The organism is Xanthomarina spongicola (assembly GCF_003148645.1).
GTDB classification, from domain to species: Bacteria; Bacteroidota; Bacteroidia; order Flavobacteriales; family Flavobacteriaceae; genus Xanthomarina; species Xanthomarina spongicola.
On record NZ_QGGP01000001.1, the window covers coordinates 548,080 to 568,187 of the forward strand.

Sequence of the window (20,108 nt, forward strand, 5' to 3'; positions counted from 1 at the left end):
GTGTTTATATTAATTATTAATTACATTATAAATTTTGAACTAATTGATTTGTTGTAATGGACATTATGCATTACATCTGCAAAAAGTTCGGCACAGCTTAAAACTATTATTTTGCTGCTTTTATGTTTTAGAGGAATTGAATCTGTTACAATTAATTCTTCTAGTTTTGAGTTTTTAATTTTTTCATAAGCATTTCCAGACAAAATAGGATGTGTACAAATAGCACGAACACTTAATGCACCACGTTCTATCATTAAATCGGCTGCTTTTGTTAATGTGCCAGCTGTGTCTACCATATCGTCCACCAATACAACATTTTTACCTGTTACATCTCCAATTAATTCCATATGAGAGATGGTATTTGCTTTTGCTCTTTGCTTATAGCAAATAACCACATCACTTTCTAACGCTTTAGAATACGCATAAGCTCTTTTCGATCCTCCCATATCTGGAGAAGCAATAGTTAAGTTGTCTAGATTTAAACTTTTTAAATAAGGTAAAAATATAGTTGAAGCAAAAAGGTGATCTACAGGTTTTTCAAAAAACCCTTGAATTTGATCGGCATGCAAATCCATTGTAATTATTCGAGTTGCTCCAGCAGCTTCCAACATCTTTGCAACTAATTTAGCAGCAATTGGTACTCTTGGCTTGTCTTTTCTATCTTGTCTAGCCCATCCAAAATAAGGAAGTACAGCTGTTATATGTCTTGCAGATGCACGCTTAGCTGCATCAATCATTAATAACATTTCCATTAAATTTTCTGGACCTGGATGTGTAGAACCTATAATAAAAACACGAGTCCCTCTTATGGATTCTTCATAAGATGGTTGAAACTCACCATCGCTATAAGTAGAGGTTATAACATTGCCTAATGGAACACCGAAAGCACCTGCAATTTTAATAGCAAGCTCTTTACTTTGTGTACAAGTAAAAATTTTAGCCTCTGTTTTAGCGTTTGGCATTGTTAAACTGTTGTTTTGTAACGAATTAAATCGTTTTTATTAAATGAGGTGCAAATTTAGGAATTTATTTCAACTCCAAAAGCATAAAAGGGACTAATTTTAATTGTTTGTGCTATTTTATTTTATAATTTTGCAGTCTATTTAGCTCAAGTGGCGGAATTGGTAGACGCGCTGGATTCAAAATCCAGTTCTTTCGAGAGTGTGGGTTCGATTCCCACCTTGAGTACTCAGATAATAAAAGACACACAATTTGTGTGTCTTTTATGTTTAAATTAATGATGCTTTTATTGTCATTTCGTTATAAATTGTATATTTGAAAACACCCAAATAAACGACAATAAACAATGTTTGATAATTTCTGGTTTCACGTAGAGTATGGCATCAATCACGTATTAGATATAAATGCCTACGATCATGTTCTCTTTTTAATAGTTCTAGCAGTACCATATCTTTTTAAAGATTGGAAACGTGTTTTACTGTTAGTTACTTTATTCACATTGGGTCATACCCTTTCTTTAGTTTTAGCAGCTTATAATGTAGTGAGTGTTAATGGTCAATTAGTAGAATTTTTGATTCCAGTAACTATTTTAATGGTTGCACTTTTCAATGTATTTACAGCAGGAAAAGGAGCTCAAAAAGAAAAAGTTGGCGTTCTGTTTTTCTCCACATTATTCTTTGGGTTAGTTCATGGATTGGGTTTTGCAAGAGAATTTAGAATGTTAGTTGGACAGTCTGATAACAAATTAGTAACTCTTTTAGAATTTGCTCTAGGTATTGAAATTGCTCAAGTAATTATTGTTTTTGTAGTGCTATTTTTAGGTTACATCATGCAAACTGTTTTTAGATTTTCTAAACGCGATTGGGTTATGGTAATTTCGGCAGTTGTGGTTGGATTAGTTATTCCAATGATTTTGAATAGCGATTTATTAGCTTAAAATAACCTTCATTTTTACCTAAAGTTTTCATAAAACTTTAATTCTCTGGTTGTAATTAAAATACTTACAACCTATCTTCGTTGTATATTATTAAATTAGATTTTCACTTTGAGATATATATGAAAGAACACAAACTACTTAAATACGATAAAGCTTATTTAAGAATTGCAAAAGAATGGGGAAAACTATCTTATTGTGAACGTAAACAAGTTGGCGCAATTATTGTAAAAGAAAGAATGATTATTTCTGATGGATTTAATGGCACACCAACTGGGTTTGAAAATTATTGTGAAGACGACGAAGGTTATACCAAATGGTATGTTTTGCATGCTGAAGCCAATGCAATTTTAAAAGTAGCGTCTTCAACACAATCTTGTAAAGGAGCTACATTATATATTACCTTATCTCCTTGTAAGGAGTGTAGTAAATTAATCCATCAAGCAGGAATTGTTAGAGTTGTATATAAAGAAGCATATAAAGACGATTCAGGATTGCAATTTTTAAAAAAAGCAGGAATTGAACTTGTATTAATAGAAGATTTAAAAGCTTAATGAGGCTAAAGAAAAAATATATCCCACTTATTATTGGTGTTGCAATTGCAGCAGGAATATACATTGGGGGAAAATTAAATTTCACTGATACGTCTGATAGATTATTTACAAAAAACAGCAAAAAGGACAAACTTAATAGACTTATAGATTATATAGATTACGAATACATTGACGATGTTAATACAGATAGTATTGTAGATGTAACAGTAAATGGCATTTTAAATAATCTAGATCCACATTCGGTATATATTCCAAAAGAAGATATGCAACGTGTAACCGATAATATGAAAGGCGATTTTGTAGGTATTGGCATTAATTTTTATACTTATAAAGATACCATTACAGTAATTAGAGCTGTAGAAGGAGGTCCAAGTGAAAAAGCTGGGATTATTGGAGGAGACAGAATTATTATGGCAAATGGCGATTCTATTTTTGGCAAAGATTTTAACAATAACGATATCATTAAAAAATTAAAAGGGCCTATTAATACCATAGTCGATTTAAAAGTTTACAGAAGAGGTGAGCCAGAACTTTTAAATTTTTCTGTGAAAAGAAATCATATTCCAATAAGATCTGTTGATGCAGCTTACATGCTTACAGATAAGTTAGGTTATATTAAAATTAACCGTTTTGCAGAATCCACTTATAAAGAATTTAAAAAGGAACTTACTAAATTGCAAAAAGCTGGAATTAAAGAATTAGCAGTCGATTTACGAAATAATCCTGGAGGTTTTTTAGGTGTTGCCGAACAAATTGTAGATGAATTTCTTGAAGACGACAAGCTTATTTTATTCACTAAAAATAAAAGAGGTGATATTGAAAAAAGCTATGCTACAAAAAAAGGCACATTTGAAAAAGGAAAAGTTTACGTACTAATAGATGAAAACTCAGCTTCAGCAAGCGAAATTATAGCAGGAGCATTACAAGATAACGATAAAGGAACTATTGTTGGACGTCGTTCTTATGGTAAAGGGTTGGTGCAAAGAGAAATGGAGTTAGGAGACGGAAGTGCAGTTAGACTAACCGTTTCAAGATACTATACACCAACAGGTCGCTCCATTCAGCGTTCTTATGAAAACGGAAATAGAGATTATTACGACGAGTATTTCGATCGATTAAATAGTGGCGAACTTTTAGATCCTGAAAAAATTGAAGTAGCAGATTCTTTAAAATTTACAACTCCTAATGGAAAAGTTGTTTATGGAGGAGGTGGTATTATTCCAGATGTGTTTGTGCCTTTAGATATGAGTATGCAAAACGAAACACTTACTTTTTTAGACAGAAGAGGGTTTATTAGCAATTTTGTTTTCGAACTTTTAGAAAAAGATCGTCATGCTTACGATAATATTTCAAGAAAGGAGTTTATTATGAGCTTTCAGTTTAACGACGATATGGTTTTGGATTTTCAAAATTATTTAAATGAAAAGACAAAAGCCAATATTACATTTGTTGCCTACAACGAAGAAGTTAAACAATATATTAAAGCCACTTTAGCAGACCAACTTTATGGAAATGGCGCTTTCGAAGAAGTTATCAATCAAAAAGATATTATGATTGAAGAGGTTATAACATTGAGTAATAGAGTGGATTAAATTTTATCATGAATCTTAACATGCTCACCATTATTCCAAAGCGTTAAAATGTCTGTTGCCACTTGAGTTCCACTACCACAAGCAATAGCAAATTGACTTCGCCATCCAGCTAAAGTCCCTGTCACATAAAGGTTTTCTTCTATTTTATGATCTGTATTTTTCAACCAGATTCTATTTTTTTCAGCTTTTGCTCTTGGATGAGGTTCTATGTATTTTTCTAAACCTTCAATAGTTATTAAATTGGTGTATCCAACTGCTACAACAACAATTTTGGAGTTATATTCAGCCTTATTAGTTTTTACTAAAAAGCCATTTTCAGCTTTAACAATTTCACATACTTTTTCATGTTCTATTTGCTTAACATGTGGATATAAAGATGCAAGTTGGTGCATGCCATTTTCAAGTATAGATTCTCCAGTTGTTCCTGGAGTTAATCCTAAAACATTATTAAATAGAGCGTTTTGTAGATGAGACGTTTTTTGATGTAATATAATGCCAATCTGTTTGTTTTTAGCAAATTCTTGTTTTTTTGCAGAACCTAAAACCAAGGCACAAGACATGCCAGAAGCTCCTCCACCAATAATTAAAACATCGAACATTATTTATTTTGTTTTATCTGTTTTTCAATTTTTTTTGAAAGTCTTAAAATTTGCAATAAAATTAAAGCACACATAGAGGCTAGAATAGTAATAAAGGCTATAATGCTTTCTTCTTCAAAAGGAGCATTAAAATTAACCTGAGTAAAATTGTAAATTATTAATACAATTGCAAGTATTGATAACAAAATCTTGAAAATCTTCATGAGTTAAGTGTTTATTTTCTTGTTGCAAATTTCGATAATTTGAAACGAATATTAGAATCTTTTTGACGTTTTATTTATGCTTTTAAAATGTATATTTGCCACATGTTTCAATTAGGAAAAACCATCGTTTCAGAAGATATTATTGAGAAAGATTTTCTCTGTAACCTTTCGGCATGCAAAGGTGCTTGTTGTATTGATGGCGATGCTGGAGCTCCACTGGAGGATAGTGAAACAAAAATTCTTGAGGATATCTATCCAAAAGTAAAACCTTTTTTAAGAAAAGAAGGGATTGAAGCTATTGAAAAACAAGGCGTTTTTATTACAACAGAATTTGGAGATTTTGAAACTCCTTTAATTAATAATGCAGATTGTGCTTATGTTATTTTTGACAAAAAAGGGACTGCTCTTTGTGCAATTGAAGAAGCTTATAATCAAGGTGTTGTAAGCTGGAAGAAACCTGTTTCTTGTCATTTATATCCTATAAGAGTAAAAGATTATAGCGAGTTTTCGGCAGTTAATTATGATAAATGGGAAATTTGTGACGATGCTTGTACTTTAGGAAAAGAACTTCAAGTGCCAATTTATAAATTTGTAAAAGAGGCATTAATAAGAAAATTTGGGGAAGATTGGTATGCAGAATTAGAGAATGTAGCTAAAGGATTCAATAAATAAAATTCTCTATTAAGCAGTTTTTAAAACAAATGTTTTTATTGGAATGTTTACAATAACCTTTGTTCCTGAAGGGTTTTCGTTTTCAAATAAATCTATAATTTCAATTTTATAATCGTTTATAAAATCTTTTGAAAAGTTTTCTAACCTAGCTTTTGTAATGTCTATACCTACAGATTTTCGTTTTAATTTTTTTTGTTCTTTTATTTTTTCAGAAACAGATCTACCAACACCATTATCTGTTATAGTAATAGTAATGTAGCCTGGATTTTTTTGATTAACATCTAAATAAATGTTTTTTTCTCCTGTTTTAGAAGATAAACCATGCCAAAGAGCATTTTCTAAAAAAGGTTGCAAAATTAATGAAGGAACTTTAATAATAGATGGATTTACATCTGTTTCTATGGATGTTTTGTAATTAATTTCATTTGAAAAACGCATATTTTCAATATTCATATAAAGATCCATAGTATCTAACTCGTCTTGTAGAGAAATCTCTTTTTCGGTTGAAGCGATAAGTATTTTTCGAATGAGTTTAGAAAATTTGTTTAAATAATAAACAGCGTTTTCCTTTTCATTATTAATAATATAAAGTTTTATAGAGTTTAGTGAGTTAAAAATAAAATGAGGATTCATCTGGTTACGTAACATCTCTTGCTCTAGTGTTACAATCTTTTTTTCATTTTTTAATCTGTGTTGCCTTTGTAGAATAACAAAAAAGCCAACAATTAATATACCTCCAAGTAAGCTTAAGAGTAAAATTTTACGGTTTTGTATTAGTTTTAATTTTACAATTTCGTTTTCGCTAGCCAATGCTTTTATTTGATTGTTTTTCTTTTCGCTTTCATATTTTAGAATTAAATCGCTTACATATTGAAAGTTTTTTTCGTTAGTAATTGTTTTATCTAAATCTACATACAGTTGATAGAATTGAAGAGCAGTTTTATAATTTGCTAACTGTTCATTTAATTGTGAAAGATATTTGTAGGCTTCAGATTCTTGAGATTTTAAATTGAATTTTTTTGCAATATTTAATGCTTCGTTTAAATTATTTTCAGCATCATTAAAATTATTCAGTTTTAAATTTATCAAACCTAGATTGGCATAAGATAGCGATATATAATATTGATCATTAGTAATTTTAGCCCTTTCTAATGCGTTTTCAATAACTGGTAAAGCCTCTTTGTAGTCGCCTTTTAAAATATCTAGTTTTCCAATACTATTATAGCAAATAACACGACCAATATCTGAGTTTATTTCGTTGTTGTATTTTAAGGAAGTTTCATAATTAAGCAAGGCAACATCAATATTTCCTTTAGCTTCTTGGGCATAACCAATATTATGATAATTAATTGCTAAGCCTAATTTATTATCTAGTTCTTTTTCAATTTCTAAAGATTTATAAAAGAGTTCTAATGCTAAATCATATTGTTTAAGAGCTAAATAAATATTTCCCATACTGTTTTGAGAAATAGCAATACTGTGTTTTAATTCTAGAGTAATTGGCTTTACAGTTTCAGCTAAATCTAAAGCTTCCTTATGGTAGTCTAATGCTGTTCTAATTACGTCCAGTCTTCTATAGACTACTCCTAACATGTTTAAGCTTACAACTTGTAAATCTATGTTTTTTGCCTCTTTAGCTATATCTAAAGCTTCTTGATGAGTTTCTATAGCTTTATCGTAAATCGAGAGATTTCTATAGTTTTCTCCTAGCATATTTAAGGAGTAGCTTTGGCCTTCTAAATAATTAGTTTCTCTACTTTTAATTAATAAAAACTGCATCTTTAGTGTGTCGTTTTTAACATTGCTGAAAGTAGAATCTAAAACTTTATAAATAGGTGTTTTATCTATTAAAAAATTATTTATTTCAGATTTAAATTTGGAGTCTATTTCATTTTGAGAGATACTAGTAAAGGGGAAATATAAAAGAATTAGAAGCAGAGCTATTATTTTTTTTAAAGACATTTTAGAAAAATAAAAATAACGTTTCATTACATTATAATTTGTTTAAAAAATCTGTTTTTCTTAGTCTGGCAACAGGTATTTTGTCGTTAGACTCCATAACTACATAACCGTCGTTTTTTACAAACTCTTTAATTTTATTTAGATTTATAATATAAGAATTGTGAATTCTAAAAAAATAGTTTTCTGGTAAAAGGGCATCTATTTCTTTTATTTTTTTTGTAACAACCATTTTTTGATTATTGGCCATTATAAAAGTACTATAATTTCCATCAGATTCGATATATAAAATATCGTCTACGTTTAAAAAAACGAGTTTGCCATCTGTGTTTATAATAACTTTTTTTTGTTTTAAACCTGCATTAAAATTTAATAAGACTTCTTCAACTTTAGCAGAAGATATATTACTATTGTGAAATTTTTTAATCTTTTTAATAGTTTCCTTTAAATCATCAGAATCTATAGGTTTTAATAAATAATCTATCGCTTCATTTTTTAAAGCTTTTAAGGCATACTCATTATATGCTGTTGTAATAATAATGGCAAAATCTTTTTGTGTTAAGGATTCTAGAAACTGAAACCCATCCATAGTTGGCATGTTTATATCTAAAAACAAACAATCTGGCGTGTGTGTTTTTAAATATGCTATAGCCTCTTCGGGTTTTGTGAAAGTTTCAATAACTTGAATTTCGTTGCTAAAATTAGCTAATTCCCATGTTAAGCTTTGTATAGCTTTAGTTTCATCGTCTACAATTACTGCTTTTATCATAAACTCAAATATAGCAATATATTATTTTGTTTAGCCTTTTATATGTATAGTTGGCTGCAATTTTTGTATAAAGAGTATTTATCTTCCTATTAACTAAGTAAATGTAATAATTAGATTACCAATTATACAGTATTTGTTACCAACTATACAAAATCTCATTTTTGTATTATAAAATCTTTGATATTTGTAATGCTATTAATTAAGGGATATGCATTTCATTTTATAATGTTTGCTATTAATCGATCTAAAAAGACCAGTTCAAGCTGGTCTTTTTTTATGCAAAAAATTCTAAAGAAGTATTGCTAAAGAATATAGTGGCTGCCTATCATTCTTTATTGTTTAACACGTATTTTCATACAGTAATAAATTTAATTCACAAAAAAATAAGTGCTTAATAGTCAGCTAGATAACGCTTAAATAGATATGCGATTCATAATAATTGACAGATTACTTTTGTTAAAAACTTGTTGACAATGTTTATAACTTAACCTTTCATTTTCAATCTCATTTTTGAATCTTTGTTAGCCCCAAATCACATCAAAATTTTCGTTTCACAATTTAAAAACACTAAAAAATAATGTCTCAAGTAACAGAACCAATATTGCTAGAAAATAAGGATAGATTTGTAATATTTCCAATTCAACACCATGATATTTGGGAATGGTACAAAAAATCTGAAGCAAGTTTTTGGACTGCTGAAGAAATAGATTTACACCAAGATCTTACAGATTGGAAAAGTAAATTGAATGATGATGAGCGCTATTTTATTAAACACATATTAGCTTTTTTTGCAGCTAGTGATGGAATTGTGAATGAAAACTTAGCAGAAAACTTTATCAATGAAGTTCAATATAGTGAGGCAAAGTTCTTTTACGGATTTCAAATAATGATGGAAAACATACATAGTGAAACCTATTCGCTATTAATAGACACCTACGTAAAAGACGAAAAAGAAAAAGACCAACTTTTTAATGCTTTAGATAATTTTCCTGCCATAAAGAAGAAAGCAGATTGGGCTTTAAAATGGATAGAATCACCAAGTTTTGGTGAGCGTTTAATTGCTTTTGCAGCAGTAGAAGGAATTTTCTTTTCAGGAGCATTTTGCTCTATTTTTTGGTTAAAAAAACGTGGCTTAATGCCAGGATTAACTTTCTCTAACGAGTTAATTTCAAGAGATGAAGGTGTGCATTGCGACTTTGCAGTACACCTACATAACAAACACTTGGTTAATAAAGTGCCTAAAGAACGTATTAGAGAAATTCTTATTGATGCGTTAGATATAGAACGTGAATTTATTACAGAATCTTTACCAGCAAGTTTAATTGGCATGAACGCTAAATTAATGTCGCAATACTTAGAGTTTGTAACAGATAGACTTTTAAGCGAATTAGATTGTGAAAAAGAATATAACACTGCTAATCCATTCGATTTCATGGACATGATATCGTTACAAGGAAAAACAAATTTCTTTGAAAAACGAGTGTCAGAGTACCAGAAAGCAGGTGTTTTAAATAAAGAAGAGGAAGAGGATAAATTTAAATTTGACGCCGATTTTTAGCAAGCAACCCAAGAATATAAAATAAGTTAATAGCAATCTTTTTATTCAATATTTCAAGTAAATATTCAGTTAACTTATTTCCAATAATTATTTAAATTATAAGTGTTTCAATTGTTTTTGAATACTTAAACCAACTAATTAATCCATTTTCTGAAGGTGTTCAGAAAAATTTAAAAACGTGTAAAATATGTATGTAGTAAAAAGAGATGGCCACAAAGAACCAATGATGTTCGACAAAATCACTGCTAGAGTGAGAAAGTTATGTTATGGATTGAACGATTTAGTAGATCCAGTAAAAGTAGCCATGCGTGTTATTGAAGGATTGTATGATGGTGTAACAACAAGTGAACTTGATAATCTTGCTGCTGAAATTGCTGCAACAATGACTACAGCTCATCCAGATTACGCCAAATTAGCTGCAAGAATTTCAGTATCCAACTTACATAAAAACACAAAGAAAACCTTTAGCGAGGTTATGCACGATTTATACACTTATGTAAACCCAAGAACAGGTAAAGATGCGCCATTATTATCTGATGAAGTTTACAAAGTAATCATGGATAATAAAGAAAAATTAGACTCTACTATTATTTATAATCGCGATTTTGGATACGATTATTTTGGATTTAAAACATTAGAACGTTCTTATTTATTAAAGTTAAATGGCGAAATTGCCGAACGTCCTCAACATATGTTAATGCGTGTTTCAATTGGAATTCATTTAAACGATTTAGATGCTGCAATCGAGACTTACGAGTTAATGTCTAAAAAATATTTTACACACGCTACACCTACACTTTTTAATTCTGGAACACCAAAACCACAAATGTCTTCTTGTTTTCTTTTAACCATGAAAGACGATAGTATTGAAGGTATTTACGATACATTAAAACAAACAGCTAAAATTTCTCAATCTGCAGGTGGAATAGGCTTAGCAATACATAATGTTCGCGCAACAGGAAGTTACATTGCAGGAACAAATGGCACATCTAACGGAATTGTACCAATGCTTCAAGTGTTTAATGACACTGCTAGATATGTAGATCAAGGAGGAGGAAAGCGTAAAGGTAGTTTTGCTATTTATATTGAAACTTGGCATGCAGATATTTTCGATTTCTTAGATTTAAAAAAGAATCATGGGAAAGAAGAAATGCGTGCAAGAGACTTATTCTATGCTATGTGGATTTCAGATTTATTCATGAAACGTGTGCAAGAAGATGGAGAATGGACTTTAATGTGTCCAAACGAATGTCCAGGATTACCTGAAACACATAGTGAAGAATTTGAAGCACTATATTTAAAATATGAAGCAGCAGGAAAAGGACGTAAAACAATAAGAGCTCGTGAACTTTGGGAGAAAATTTTGGAATCTCAAATTGAAACTGGAACGCCTTATATGTTGTATAAAGATGCTGCAAACAGAAAATCTAATCAGAAAAATTTAGGAACCATTCGTTCTTCAAATTTATGTACAGAAATCATGGAGTACACATCTCCAGATGAAGTTGCTGTGTGTAATTTAGCATCTATTGCTTTGCCAATGTTTATTAAAAATGGTGAGTTTGACCATAAAGAGTTATATAAAATAACGAAACGCGTTACCAAAAACTTAAATAAAGTAATCGATAGAAATTACTATCCTGTTATTGAAGCAGAGAACTCTAATTTCCGTCACAGACCAATAGGTTTAGGTGTTCAAGGTTTAGCAGATACGTTTATAAAATTACGTATGCCTTTTACAAGCGATAAAGCCAAGAAGTTAAATCAGGAAATTTTCGAGACATTATATTTTGCTGCTGTAACAGCAAGTATGGAAGAAGCAGAAAAAGAAGGTCCTTACAAAACGTATAAAGGCTCACCAATTAGTAATGGCGAATTCCAGCACAACCTTTGGAATGTAAAAGACGAAGAATTAAGTGGACGTTGGGATTGGGCTAAACTACGAAAAGAGGTTAAAAAACATGGTGTTAGAAACTCTTTGTTAGTAGCTCCAATGCCTACAGCAAGTACATCTCAAATATTAGGAAATAACGAATGTTTTGAACCATATACCTCTAACATCTACACACGTCGTGTGTTATCTGGAGAATTTATTGTAGTTAATAAGCACCTTCTAGAAGATTTAGTGGAATTAGGTCTTTGGAACGATGGATTGAAACAAGATATAATGAGAGCTAATGGCTCTATTCAAAATATAGATGTTATTCCTCAAGACATTAAAGAATTGTATAAAACTGTTTGGGAGTTAAGTATGAAAGACATTATAGATATGTCTCGTCAAAGAGGTTATTTTATAGATCAATCTCAATCTCTTAATTTATTTATGGAAGGCGCAACCATGGCAAAACTAACATCTATGCATTTTTATGCATGGAAAAGTGGCTTAAAAACGGGAATGTATTATTTAAGAACAAAAAGTGCAGTAGATGCCATTAAGTTTACGCTTGATACTAAAAAGAAAGAAGAACCTGTTGCTGAAATTGTTGAAGTAGATGAAACTATAGTTGCTCAACAACAACAAAAAGCTGCAAAAACAGCAGCTAAATTTAGTCAGCAAACAAAAGAAGAAGTAGAACCAATGTCTGCCGAAGAAATGAAAGCATTAATTGCCCAAGCAAAAGAAGCCGAAGGTGATGATTGCCTTATGTGTGGTTCTTAATTAAATTAAATTTAAGTGTTATAAAAAGCATCTCTCTTGAGATGCTTTTTTATTTTCTAGATTATATGACATTTATCATATGGTTTTGTTGAATAAAATTATAATATTATCTTTTACAAATAATATAGTTGACAAAAGTTTATATTATGGTTTACTACAAGACTATTAGTTTGCATAAGGACAAAATGAGTAAATAATATGATTAAAAAAATCTTATTCTTTGGACTTTTAGTTATACTAGCAATTCTGTTTTTTTTAAATCCAAATTTTGAAACTATTTCTGCAGGAGTAGCTATTTTACTTTTTGGTATGGTTATGCTTGAAGAAGGGTTTAAAGTATTTACTAAAGGACCACTTCAAAATATTCTAAAAAAGTCGACAGACAAATTATATAAAAGTATTACAACAGGAGCATTAATAACAGCATTAATGCAGTCTAGCTCTTTAGTTACAGTCATTACAATTTCGTTTATAAGTGCTGGATTAATTTCGCTTTCAGGAGGAATAGGGTTAATTTTTGGAGCCAATATTGGTACAACAGCAACAGCTTGGTTAGTTGCCGGATTTGGACTTAACATAGATATTTCTTCTATAGCTATGCCAATGTTAGTTTTTGGTGTAATTTTTTCTTTTCAAAAAAATTCTACGTTTAAAGGCATTGGAAATGTTTTAGCAGGTTTGGGATTCTTCTTTTTGGGTATTCATTTTATGAAAGAAGGATTCGATGTTTTTAAAGAATATATCGATTTAACCCAATATGCTATACCAGGATTTTTAGGAGTAGTAGTTTATGCTGGATTAGGAATTTTAATAACTACCATTCTTCAATCAAGTAGTGCTACTTTAGCATTAATATTAACAGCGCTTTCTGCTGGGCAAATAGAATATGAAAACGCATTAGCTTTAGCTATTGGAGCAAACATTGGGACAACTATTACGGCAATTTTAGGATCGTTAGGCTCTAATATTGCTGGTAAACGTTTAGCTGTAGCACATTTAATATTTAATGTTTCTGCAGGACTTATTACTTTATTATTAATTTTTCCTTTAGCAAATTTTGTTAATATTTTGGCCGACTGGTTTCAAATATTACAAACTGATTATACATTAAAACTAGCCTTATTTCATACTGTTTTTAATGTGATTGGGGTTTTATTGATGATTCCACTTATAAAACATCTTGAAAGCTTCCTTTTAAGAGTTATAAAAGAAGAAACTCACCAAGGAGTAGATGAACCTAAATTTTTAAACGATGCAGTTCTAGAATTTCCAGGTTCAGCAATTTCTACATTGTTAGAGGAATCTAAATATTTATTTGAGAATGCTATTTTTGAAATTGTATCTCACGCTTTAAACATTCATAGAGAAGACATAAAATCTGATTTGAAACTTAAAAAACTTATCAAAAAATCAAACATCCTTTTTGAGGCTGATATTAGAGAGTTGTATACCACAAAAATAAAACACATTTATGGAGAGATTATAAAATTCGCTACAAAAGCTCAGAGTTTATTAAATTTTAGTGAAGCTCAGAATGTGGAAATTGCTGAAATAAAAATAGCAAATAGAAGAATGGTTGAAATTATTAAGGATGTTAATGAGCTAAGCCGAAATATTACTTTGTATTTAAATTCTGAGAATAAGCATATTCAAAAAGAATATAATAAACTTAGAAAACGGGTTGCTAAGGTATTAAGAGTTATATATTTATTTAGAACTGAGACAGAGAATCGTAAATACTATAAGACACTTTCCAAGCTAAAACAAGAGGCTAAAGCTAATATTTATAAAGATAATTTAGAGATTGATGCACTTATTAGAAAAGACTTAATTACAGTAAATATGGCTTCTTCATTAGTTAACGACAATGATAACGTGAACGATATGATAAAAAATTTAATAATTGTTACCGAATTAATTTATGGTAATAAAGATTCTCTTTTAGAAAATGGAGACTCTAAAGAATAAAGCGAGTAATTAATACCATTTCCCATAAAAAAACCACCTAATTTAAGGTGGTTTTTTTATTATTTAGAATCTCCACTTTCCAATAGCTCATCAACTACATCTATAGTAGCAGGTTCAACAGAGCTATCGTGAGCATTATGGTACTCTTCTAAGAGATTCATAGTAGCTATTAGTAAATCTTTTGTTTCTAATAAAAGACTAAAGTATAAAGTGGTGTTTTTTGGACTAGACTCTTCTGTTCTTGTACGTTCTACTTGTTTTTGAATCTTATCTGCTACAAGAGAAATAATTTCTTGCTTTCTATTTAAGATAATACCAATTTCTTCAAACGATCTAGAATCAAATGCTTTGTATGTATTATTAAAGAATAACTCAAAGCGATCATCTATTTCTTTTAACTCTTTTATTTGACTAAACTTCAGTTTTTTGTGATTGTTATTAATATGCTTATGGCTCACTTTAGATATGTATTCTAAAGATTGGGTCATATCTTGCAAATAGCCTAAAACATTAATATAAAAGTTACTGGCTCCAATGCTTGATTCATCTAAATTCTTAATAAAGTAGAAAACGTTATCACGTAAATCGTCAACTTCATCAGTTAATTTTACAACTTGTTTTTTACTCTTTTTAAGTAAGGTTAAATCTTGTCTCGCTAAACCAACAATGGCATTAGAGTAAATACGATTAGAACGCTTAACAACATTTGCTATATTATGTGCACTTTCATGAATAACACCTTGAACAGAACTACTCTCAGCTCTTTTTAGGCTATCTTCAGCTTTAACTTCTTTTGTTTTTTTATTATGAGCAATATAGTTTCTCAATATCAATCCAAATGCTGCCAACAATAAAATTGGGAACATTAAGGATAAATTTAAATTTAATAAGTAAGCAACTAATCCTGCTGCTGAAAACGCTATGATTGCCGTAAAGAACCAGCCACCAATAACATTTAAAACACCTGCAACTCTATAGACAGCACTTTCACTTCCCCAAGCTCTATCTGCTAAAGAAGTACCCATTGCCACCATAAATGTAACATAAGTTGTAGATAGAGGTAATTTCATGGATGTAGCAATTGAAATTAATACAGCTGCGACCATTAAATTAACTGCTGCACGAACTAAATCAAATGCAGGTAACTCGTAAGTCTTATCTCTTTTTAGAGCAATAACAGGTTTTTCAAATTGTTTTTCAATTTTTGTTTGCACAGATTCAGGCAACATATAATCAGACAATTTAGACATCATCATTGCAAATCGAACAAATCCTCTAGATAAGAAATTAGGTTGAAAACGTTCTTTTGTGTCTTCTTGACTTGATAAATCTAAAGAGGTTTTTACAACATCTTTAGCTTTACTTGAAAACCATAATGTAACGACCATTATTAAGCCTGCAGCAACTAATAAGTAGGTTGGAGTAGGTACTTTGTCTGCAAGAAATCCCATGCTAAACAACTCTGCAGAAACTCCAGAACCTGACCAAGCTACATAAGACTGCCAACCTGCAATTGGAACACCAATAAAGTTCACTAAATCGTTCCCAGCGAAAGCTAATGCTAAAGCAAAAGTTCCAACTAAAATAATTAATTTATAAATATTCGTTTTTAAAACAGAAATAAATATAAATGATAAAAGCGACCAGAAAATTAGACTAACAGAAACAATTAAAAGAACATTATTTTCTAAAAAATGACTAATTGTTTCTCCATTAATAATATCAAAAGTTGCTTTAGAATAAGCAGTCCCTTTTAAACCTTTCATGAAGATAAAATAGGTTATAGATGTCAAGGCAATACCACCAAATAAGGCGCCAACCCAATTTGCTTTTTTCTCAAAATTAAAAGAAAGTAATACTCTTGCAACATATTGAACCATGGCACCTATAGAAAAAGCAACGACAACTGAGAGCAGGATTCCTAAGATAATTTCTGTAGCTTTTGTTGTGTTTATATAGTCTATAACTTCGTTTAAACCACCACCATCATGGCCAATTTTTATTAATGCCATTGCAACGGAAGCTCCTAAAAGTTCAAAAACAATAGAAACCGTTGTAGAAGTTGGCATACCAACAGAATTAAAGAAATCTAGTAAAAGTATGTCTGTTATCATGACTGCCATGAAAATAATCATGATTTCATTAAACATAAATTCGTGTGGATTAAAAATTCCTTTTCTGGCAACTTCCATCATTCCACTTGAAAAAACAGCACCTACAGCAACTCCAATACTAGCAACTATCATGATGGTTTTAAAGGAAATAGCTTTAGATCCAATTGCTGAGTTAAGAAAGTTTACAGCATCGTTGCTAACTCCAACTACCAAATCTGCTATAGCCAAAATAGCTAGAGCAATTATCATTAAAAAGTATATATTATCCATAGTTAATATTAAATAGTTTGCAAATATCTATAGGGATTTTCACAAAAATGTTATGTAATTGTTATTATTTCGATATTAAAATTGCATTTCAAACTGTAAACGATAAGCTAATCCTCCATTTCCAATTTCATTATCGATATATGTTAAATCTGATTGAACCTTAAGATTATGACCAACTATATATTTTGATGCACCTAAGGTATACTCTTGTACAAGTCCTTTTCCTGTAATTTCTTGATTATAGTTAACATTAGAGTATCTTCCAGAAAGCTCCCAGTTTTTCTTAAACAAATATCCAGATTGTAAATTAAAAGCATTTCCTACTTGAACGGTTTGCCCAGTTGGAGTACCATCTAGATTTTTTACAATTGGATCTTCTGCATCACGATAGGCATATTCACCCATAAAGGAGATTCCTTTATATTTAAAAATAGCATCAACAAATACAGTAGAAATATTCGTTTCATATAATCCATCATCTGTTATCATAAAAGATCCCATATTACTTCTAGTTCGAACAGCGTTGTTATTAAAATCGTATGTTGCGCCAATTGCTAACTTTGGAGTTTGTATGCGTAATAAATCACTTCCTTTATAGTCTTCTTTTCCAGGAAAGGTGCCAAAAGGTAAGAACTCTAGTCTTCCTGTATATTGAAATCCTCCTTGATTGCCTTCGGTTATATTTCTTCCTTCTCCTTGTGAAATAGCAACAATTTCACGCATCACAAACGAATCGGATAGATTTATATGATGTCTTAATTGCACACCAATGTCACGATCTATATTGAACCCAGCATTTAATATGGAACGATCTACAAACTGTAAATTGGCTGAAGATATAACACGCTCTCTGTTTCCTGGTAACTTAGCTTGACCAAACCAGAGAACAAAATTCTCATGAAAATTCCATTTCATAACTGCATCCAATATAATTCTTGGGGAATCTCTTGTATATAATGATGAACCAGACATATCTCTATTAGAAAACCCGAGTTCAATTTTATATATAAGATTAGGCGAAAATGCAAAGCCATCAAACTTTAATCTAGCACGTCTAATAAGCATATTAGAATATGGATTAACTAATTCACCATCTTTATTCTCCCATGCTGCTGTACCTAATATTTGAATTCGAGCACCAATTTTCATAGTAAAAGAACTATCCTTCCCAACTATATTAACGATGCCTTTTCCGAATTTTGTAGGTTTAGTTTCTTGTGCGTTAGTTTTAAATATTACTGCAAATAGTAATATCAAAAGGGTAGCTTTAAATTTCATATTGGAATTATTAGTTTTTGTCAATGCAAATAACTAACTCTAATGTTAATTTAACGTTTCCTTAAGATTAAGTTTAATACAAAAAAAGGCTGCCTTGGCCAAAAGCAGCCATAGAATTCATGATAATATAGTCGACAAAAACTAATAAATTATATGAAATTACTAATTTTTTGTCTTAAGACATTACAAATATCCTTAATGTTTATGATATAATTGTAACCTAAATATTAAGTAATTATTAATATTCTAAGGTATTTTATAATGAATAAAAGACACGTAATCAAATAGATACCATTCCAATGTAAAATTAATGTTAAGAGAATGTTGCTTAAATATTATCTAATAGTTATATTTGATTTATAATAAATAGAAACCCAAATAATTATGAAGAAAATTGTAATGCTTTTTACCTTTTTAATTACTGTGGGCTCTTTTGCACAAGAGAGAGAATTAAAACTTAACAAAGACACAAACTTAATTGAAGTGGTTTATTATCATGACAATGGAGTAGTAAGCCAGACAGGTACTTATACTCTAGATGGCAAACTTCAAGGTGAGTGGTTAAGCTTTAACACAGAAGGTGAAAAAATGATTTCTGCGAATTATGATAATGGGAAGAAAGTCGGCAAATGGTTTTATTGGAATGATAAAACTTTAAAAGAAGTGGATTATGAGAACAATGCGATTGCTAGTGTAAACGAATGGACTAATCTATCTCATGTTGCACTACGCAATTAATGCATTTTATACTAAATAAAAAAGCATCCTAATTTAAGGATGCTTTTTTATTTTTAGACTAATTCATTTATTCAACGGTCCAAGATGCTCCCCAAGTTGCATAATCTGTTCCAGTTCCATTTCCTTCCCCTGAAATAAAATCAACTTCAGTAAAAGTTTCACCAGTATCGTTTTTCATATTTAAAACAACATCTGTAAAAGTGACATCGGTAACGCTTAAATCACCACTTAATACACCAGCTCCAGTTGGGTTATCTCCAGCATCACCATCTAAATCAAAACCTTCTTCAAAACCTTGTATTAGAACATTATTAAAAACACCTTGAGTACCAGCTCTTAATCTAATAGCTTCGTTTCCAGTTGAAGAACCTAGTCCTATAATAGTTAGGTTAGTAACAGTTGGTTTTGAGAAGAATCCTGCAGCATTACTAAAATCTGTATTGTAACCATCTGCTTCAATCCCTTTATCATGATCTGCTCCATGTTTAACATAAGCATTAGTAATAGTTCCTCTGTAACCTTCCGTCCAATCTATAGAATCATCTTGAGCATTAACAACAGAAATATAACTAGCATTAACAGTGCCACCAAAAAACTCAATACCATCATCTTTACCTTCGAATGCTTGAATATATTCTACTACAGTTGCGTTTCCAACACCATAAAATGAAAACCCATTATTTTCTGATTGACCGTCTGCAGCTCCACCAGAATATTCCACACGAACATAACGAATAATACCTGAGTCGTCAGCTTCGTCAGTTCCACCAAATGGTAAACTAGCAATTTCTGAAGTAGAAGTAGAACTTCCAGTAACAGAATTTATTGGCGCTTTACCTAATAGGATTAGTCCTCCCCAATCTCCAGCTGAAGGAGCAGAAGCATCTGAAGTGAATACAATTGGTTTATCGGCAGTTCCATTGGCAATAATTTTAGCACCTTGAGAAATTGCTACATAAACATTTGCGCCAGAAGCTAAAGCTGTAATAGTCATTCCTGCAGGAATTTCTAAAGTCGTTCCACTAGCCATAATTAATGAACCATTCACTTTATACGTATTGTTAGCATCTAGAATTAAATCTTGAGTGTAAGTACCAGAAAGGAAAATAGTTTCTGGATCTGTAGTTCCACCACCATTATAATTTACACTATTGTCTGTAATGTAAATGTCTGATGTGTCGTCTGATGAACAAGAGAAAAGCATACTTATTATTGCTATTCCTAAAATTAAGTTGTTTTTCATTTTTTCTAATTTGATTTAATTTTTATTAGTTTATTAAT

General features: G+C 30.5%; 16 protein-coding genes and 1 tRNA gene. 9 read left to right on the top strand and 8 right to left on the bottom strand.

The genetic code is table 11. From position 1 onward, the window contains the following. Window positions 1-20: 20 nt before the first annotated feature. Window positions 21-962 carry a ribose-phosphate pyrophosphokinase gene (locus LX78_RS02515; protein WP_109681060.1) on the bottom strand — a complete coding sequence of 314 codons (942 nt, stop codon included), beginning with the start codon at window positions 960-962 and terminating at the stop codon, window positions 21-23. Between the two features lie 144 nt (window positions 963-1,106). Between LX78_RS02515 and LX78_RS02520 the strand changes: the two genes are divergently transcribed. The 4 genes from LX78_RS02520 to LX78_RS02535 all read left to right on the top strand — a co-directional run bounded on the left by LX78_RS02520 (window position 1,107) and on the right by LX78_RS02535 (window position 4,040). Beyond that, window positions 1,107-1,188 (top strand) — tRNA-Leu (locus LX78_RS02520). Window positions 1,189-1,306: 118 nt separating this feature from the next. Beyond that, the gene (locus LX78_RS02525) at window positions 1,307-1,897 is read left to right on the top strand and encodes a HupE/UreJ family protein (RefSeq protein ID WP_109681061.1); all 591 of its coding nucleotides are present in this window, start codon (window positions 1,307-1,309) and stop codon (window positions 1,895-1,897) included. Between the two features lie 119 nt (window positions 1,898-2,016). Next, the gene (locus LX78_RS02530) at window positions 2,017-2,448 is read left to right on the top strand and encodes a deoxycytidylate deaminase (protein ID WP_109681062.1); all 432 of its coding nucleotides are present in this window, start codon (window positions 2,017-2,019) and stop codon (window positions 2,446-2,448) included. Then, entirely contained in the window at window positions 2,448-4,040 is a 1,593-nt protein-coding gene (locus LX78_RS02535; protein WP_109681063.1) for a S41 family peptidase, read from the top strand. The genes LX78_RS02530 and LX78_RS02535 overlap by 1 nt, the downstream gene beginning before the upstream one ends. On the opposite strand, the gene LX78_RS02540 is transcribed toward LX78_RS02535, so the two are convergent. Both LX78_RS02540 and LX78_RS02545 read right to left on the bottom strand, forming a co-directional pair. Then, a complete protein-coding gene (locus tag LX78_RS02540) occupies window positions 4,037-4,639 on the bottom strand; it encodes an FAD-dependent oxidoreductase (RefSeq protein ID WP_109681064.1) in 603 nt (200 codons plus the stop codon). The genes LX78_RS02535 and LX78_RS02540 overlap by 4 nt on opposite strands. Continuing rightward, window positions 4,639-4,842, bottom strand: coding sequence for a hypothetical protein (locus LX78_RS02545; protein WP_109681065.1), 204 nt, complete (start codon window positions 4,840-4,842; stop codon window positions 4,639-4,641). The genes LX78_RS02540 and LX78_RS02545 overlap by 1 nt, the downstream gene beginning before the upstream one ends. 102 nt (window positions 4,843-4,944) lie before the next feature. On the opposite strand from LX78_RS02545, the gene LX78_RS02550 reads away from it, so the two are divergent. After that, window positions 4,945-5,514, top strand: coding sequence for a DUF3109 family protein (locus LX78_RS02550; protein ID WP_109681066.1), 570 nt, complete (start codon window positions 4,945-4,947; stop codon window positions 5,512-5,514). Window positions 5,515-5,523: 9 nt separating this feature from the next. Here the strand turns inward: LX78_RS02550 and LX78_RS02555 are convergent, their stop codons facing one another. Together LX78_RS02555 and LX78_RS02560 are read right to left on the bottom strand one after the other, a co-directional pair. Further along, window positions 5,524-7,503 (bottom strand): tetratricopeptide repeat-containing sensor histidine kinase, encoded by a 1,980-nt coding sequence (locus LX78_RS02555; protein ID WP_109681067.1) that lies wholly within the window; start codon window positions 7,501-7,503, stop codon window positions 5,524-5,526. A 4-nt stretch (window positions 7,504-7,507) separates the two neighbouring features. Further along, window positions 7,508-8,242: a LytR/AlgR family response regulator transcription factor gene (locus tag LX78_RS02560; protein WP_109681068.1), complete on the bottom strand. Its 735-nt coding sequence runs from the start codon at window positions 8,240-8,242 to the stop codon at window positions 7,508-7,510. A 577-nt stretch (window positions 8,243-8,819) separates the two neighbouring features. Here LX78_RS02560 and LX78_RS02565 point away from each other — a divergent pair. The 3 genes from LX78_RS02565 (at window position 8,820) to LX78_RS02575 (ending at window position 14,427) form a co-directional block, all read left to right on the top strand. Next, window positions 8,820-9,800 carry a ribonucleotide-diphosphate reductase subunit beta gene (locus LX78_RS02565; protein WP_109681069.1) on the top strand — a complete coding sequence of 327 codons (981 nt, stop codon included), beginning with the start codon at window positions 8,820-8,822 and terminating at the stop codon, window positions 9,798-9,800. A gap of 187 nt (window positions 9,801-9,987) precedes the next feature. After that, window positions 9,988-12,459 carry a ribonucleoside-diphosphate reductase subunit alpha gene (locus LX78_RS02570; protein ID WP_109681070.1) on the top strand — a complete coding sequence of 824 codons (2,472 nt, stop codon included), beginning with the start codon at window positions 9,988-9,990 and terminating at the stop codon, window positions 12,457-12,459. A gap of 198 nt (window positions 12,460-12,657) precedes the next feature. Further along, window positions 12,658-14,427 carry a Na/Pi cotransporter family protein gene (locus LX78_RS02575; RefSeq protein ID WP_109681071.1) on the top strand — a complete coding sequence of 590 codons (1,770 nt, stop codon included), beginning with the start codon at window positions 12,658-12,660 and terminating at the stop codon, window positions 14,425-14,427. 59 nt (window positions 14,428-14,486) lie between these two features. Here LX78_RS02575 and LX78_RS02580 read toward each other — a convergent pair whose 3' ends face one another. Continuing rightward, window positions 14,487-16,811, bottom strand: a complete 2,325-nt coding sequence (locus LX78_RS02580) for an inorganic phosphate transporter (RefSeq protein WP_109681072.1) — start codon at window positions 16,809-16,811, stop codon at window positions 14,487-14,489. Between the two features lie 75 nt (window positions 16,812-16,886). After that, entirely contained in the window at window positions 16,887-18,089 is a 1,203-nt protein-coding gene (locus LX78_RS02585) for a porin (RefSeq protein ID WP_109681073.1), read from the bottom strand. 384 nt (window positions 18,090-18,473) lie between these two features. Between LX78_RS02585 and LX78_RS02590 the strand changes: the two genes are divergently transcribed. Further along, window positions 18,474-18,827 (top strand): toxin-antitoxin system YwqK family antitoxin, encoded by a 354-nt coding sequence (locus tag LX78_RS02590; RefSeq protein ID WP_109681074.1) that lies wholly within the window; start codon window positions 18,474-18,476, stop codon window positions 18,825-18,827. 67 nt (window positions 18,828-18,894) lie between these two features. On the opposite strand, the gene LX78_RS02595 is transcribed toward LX78_RS02590, so the two are convergent. Further along, window positions 18,895-20,070, bottom strand: coding sequence for a multidrug transporter (locus LX78_RS02595; RefSeq protein WP_109681075.1), 1,176 nt, complete (start codon window positions 20,068-20,070; stop codon window positions 18,895-18,897). Between the last annotated feature and the right edge of the window lie 38 nt (window positions 20,071-20,108).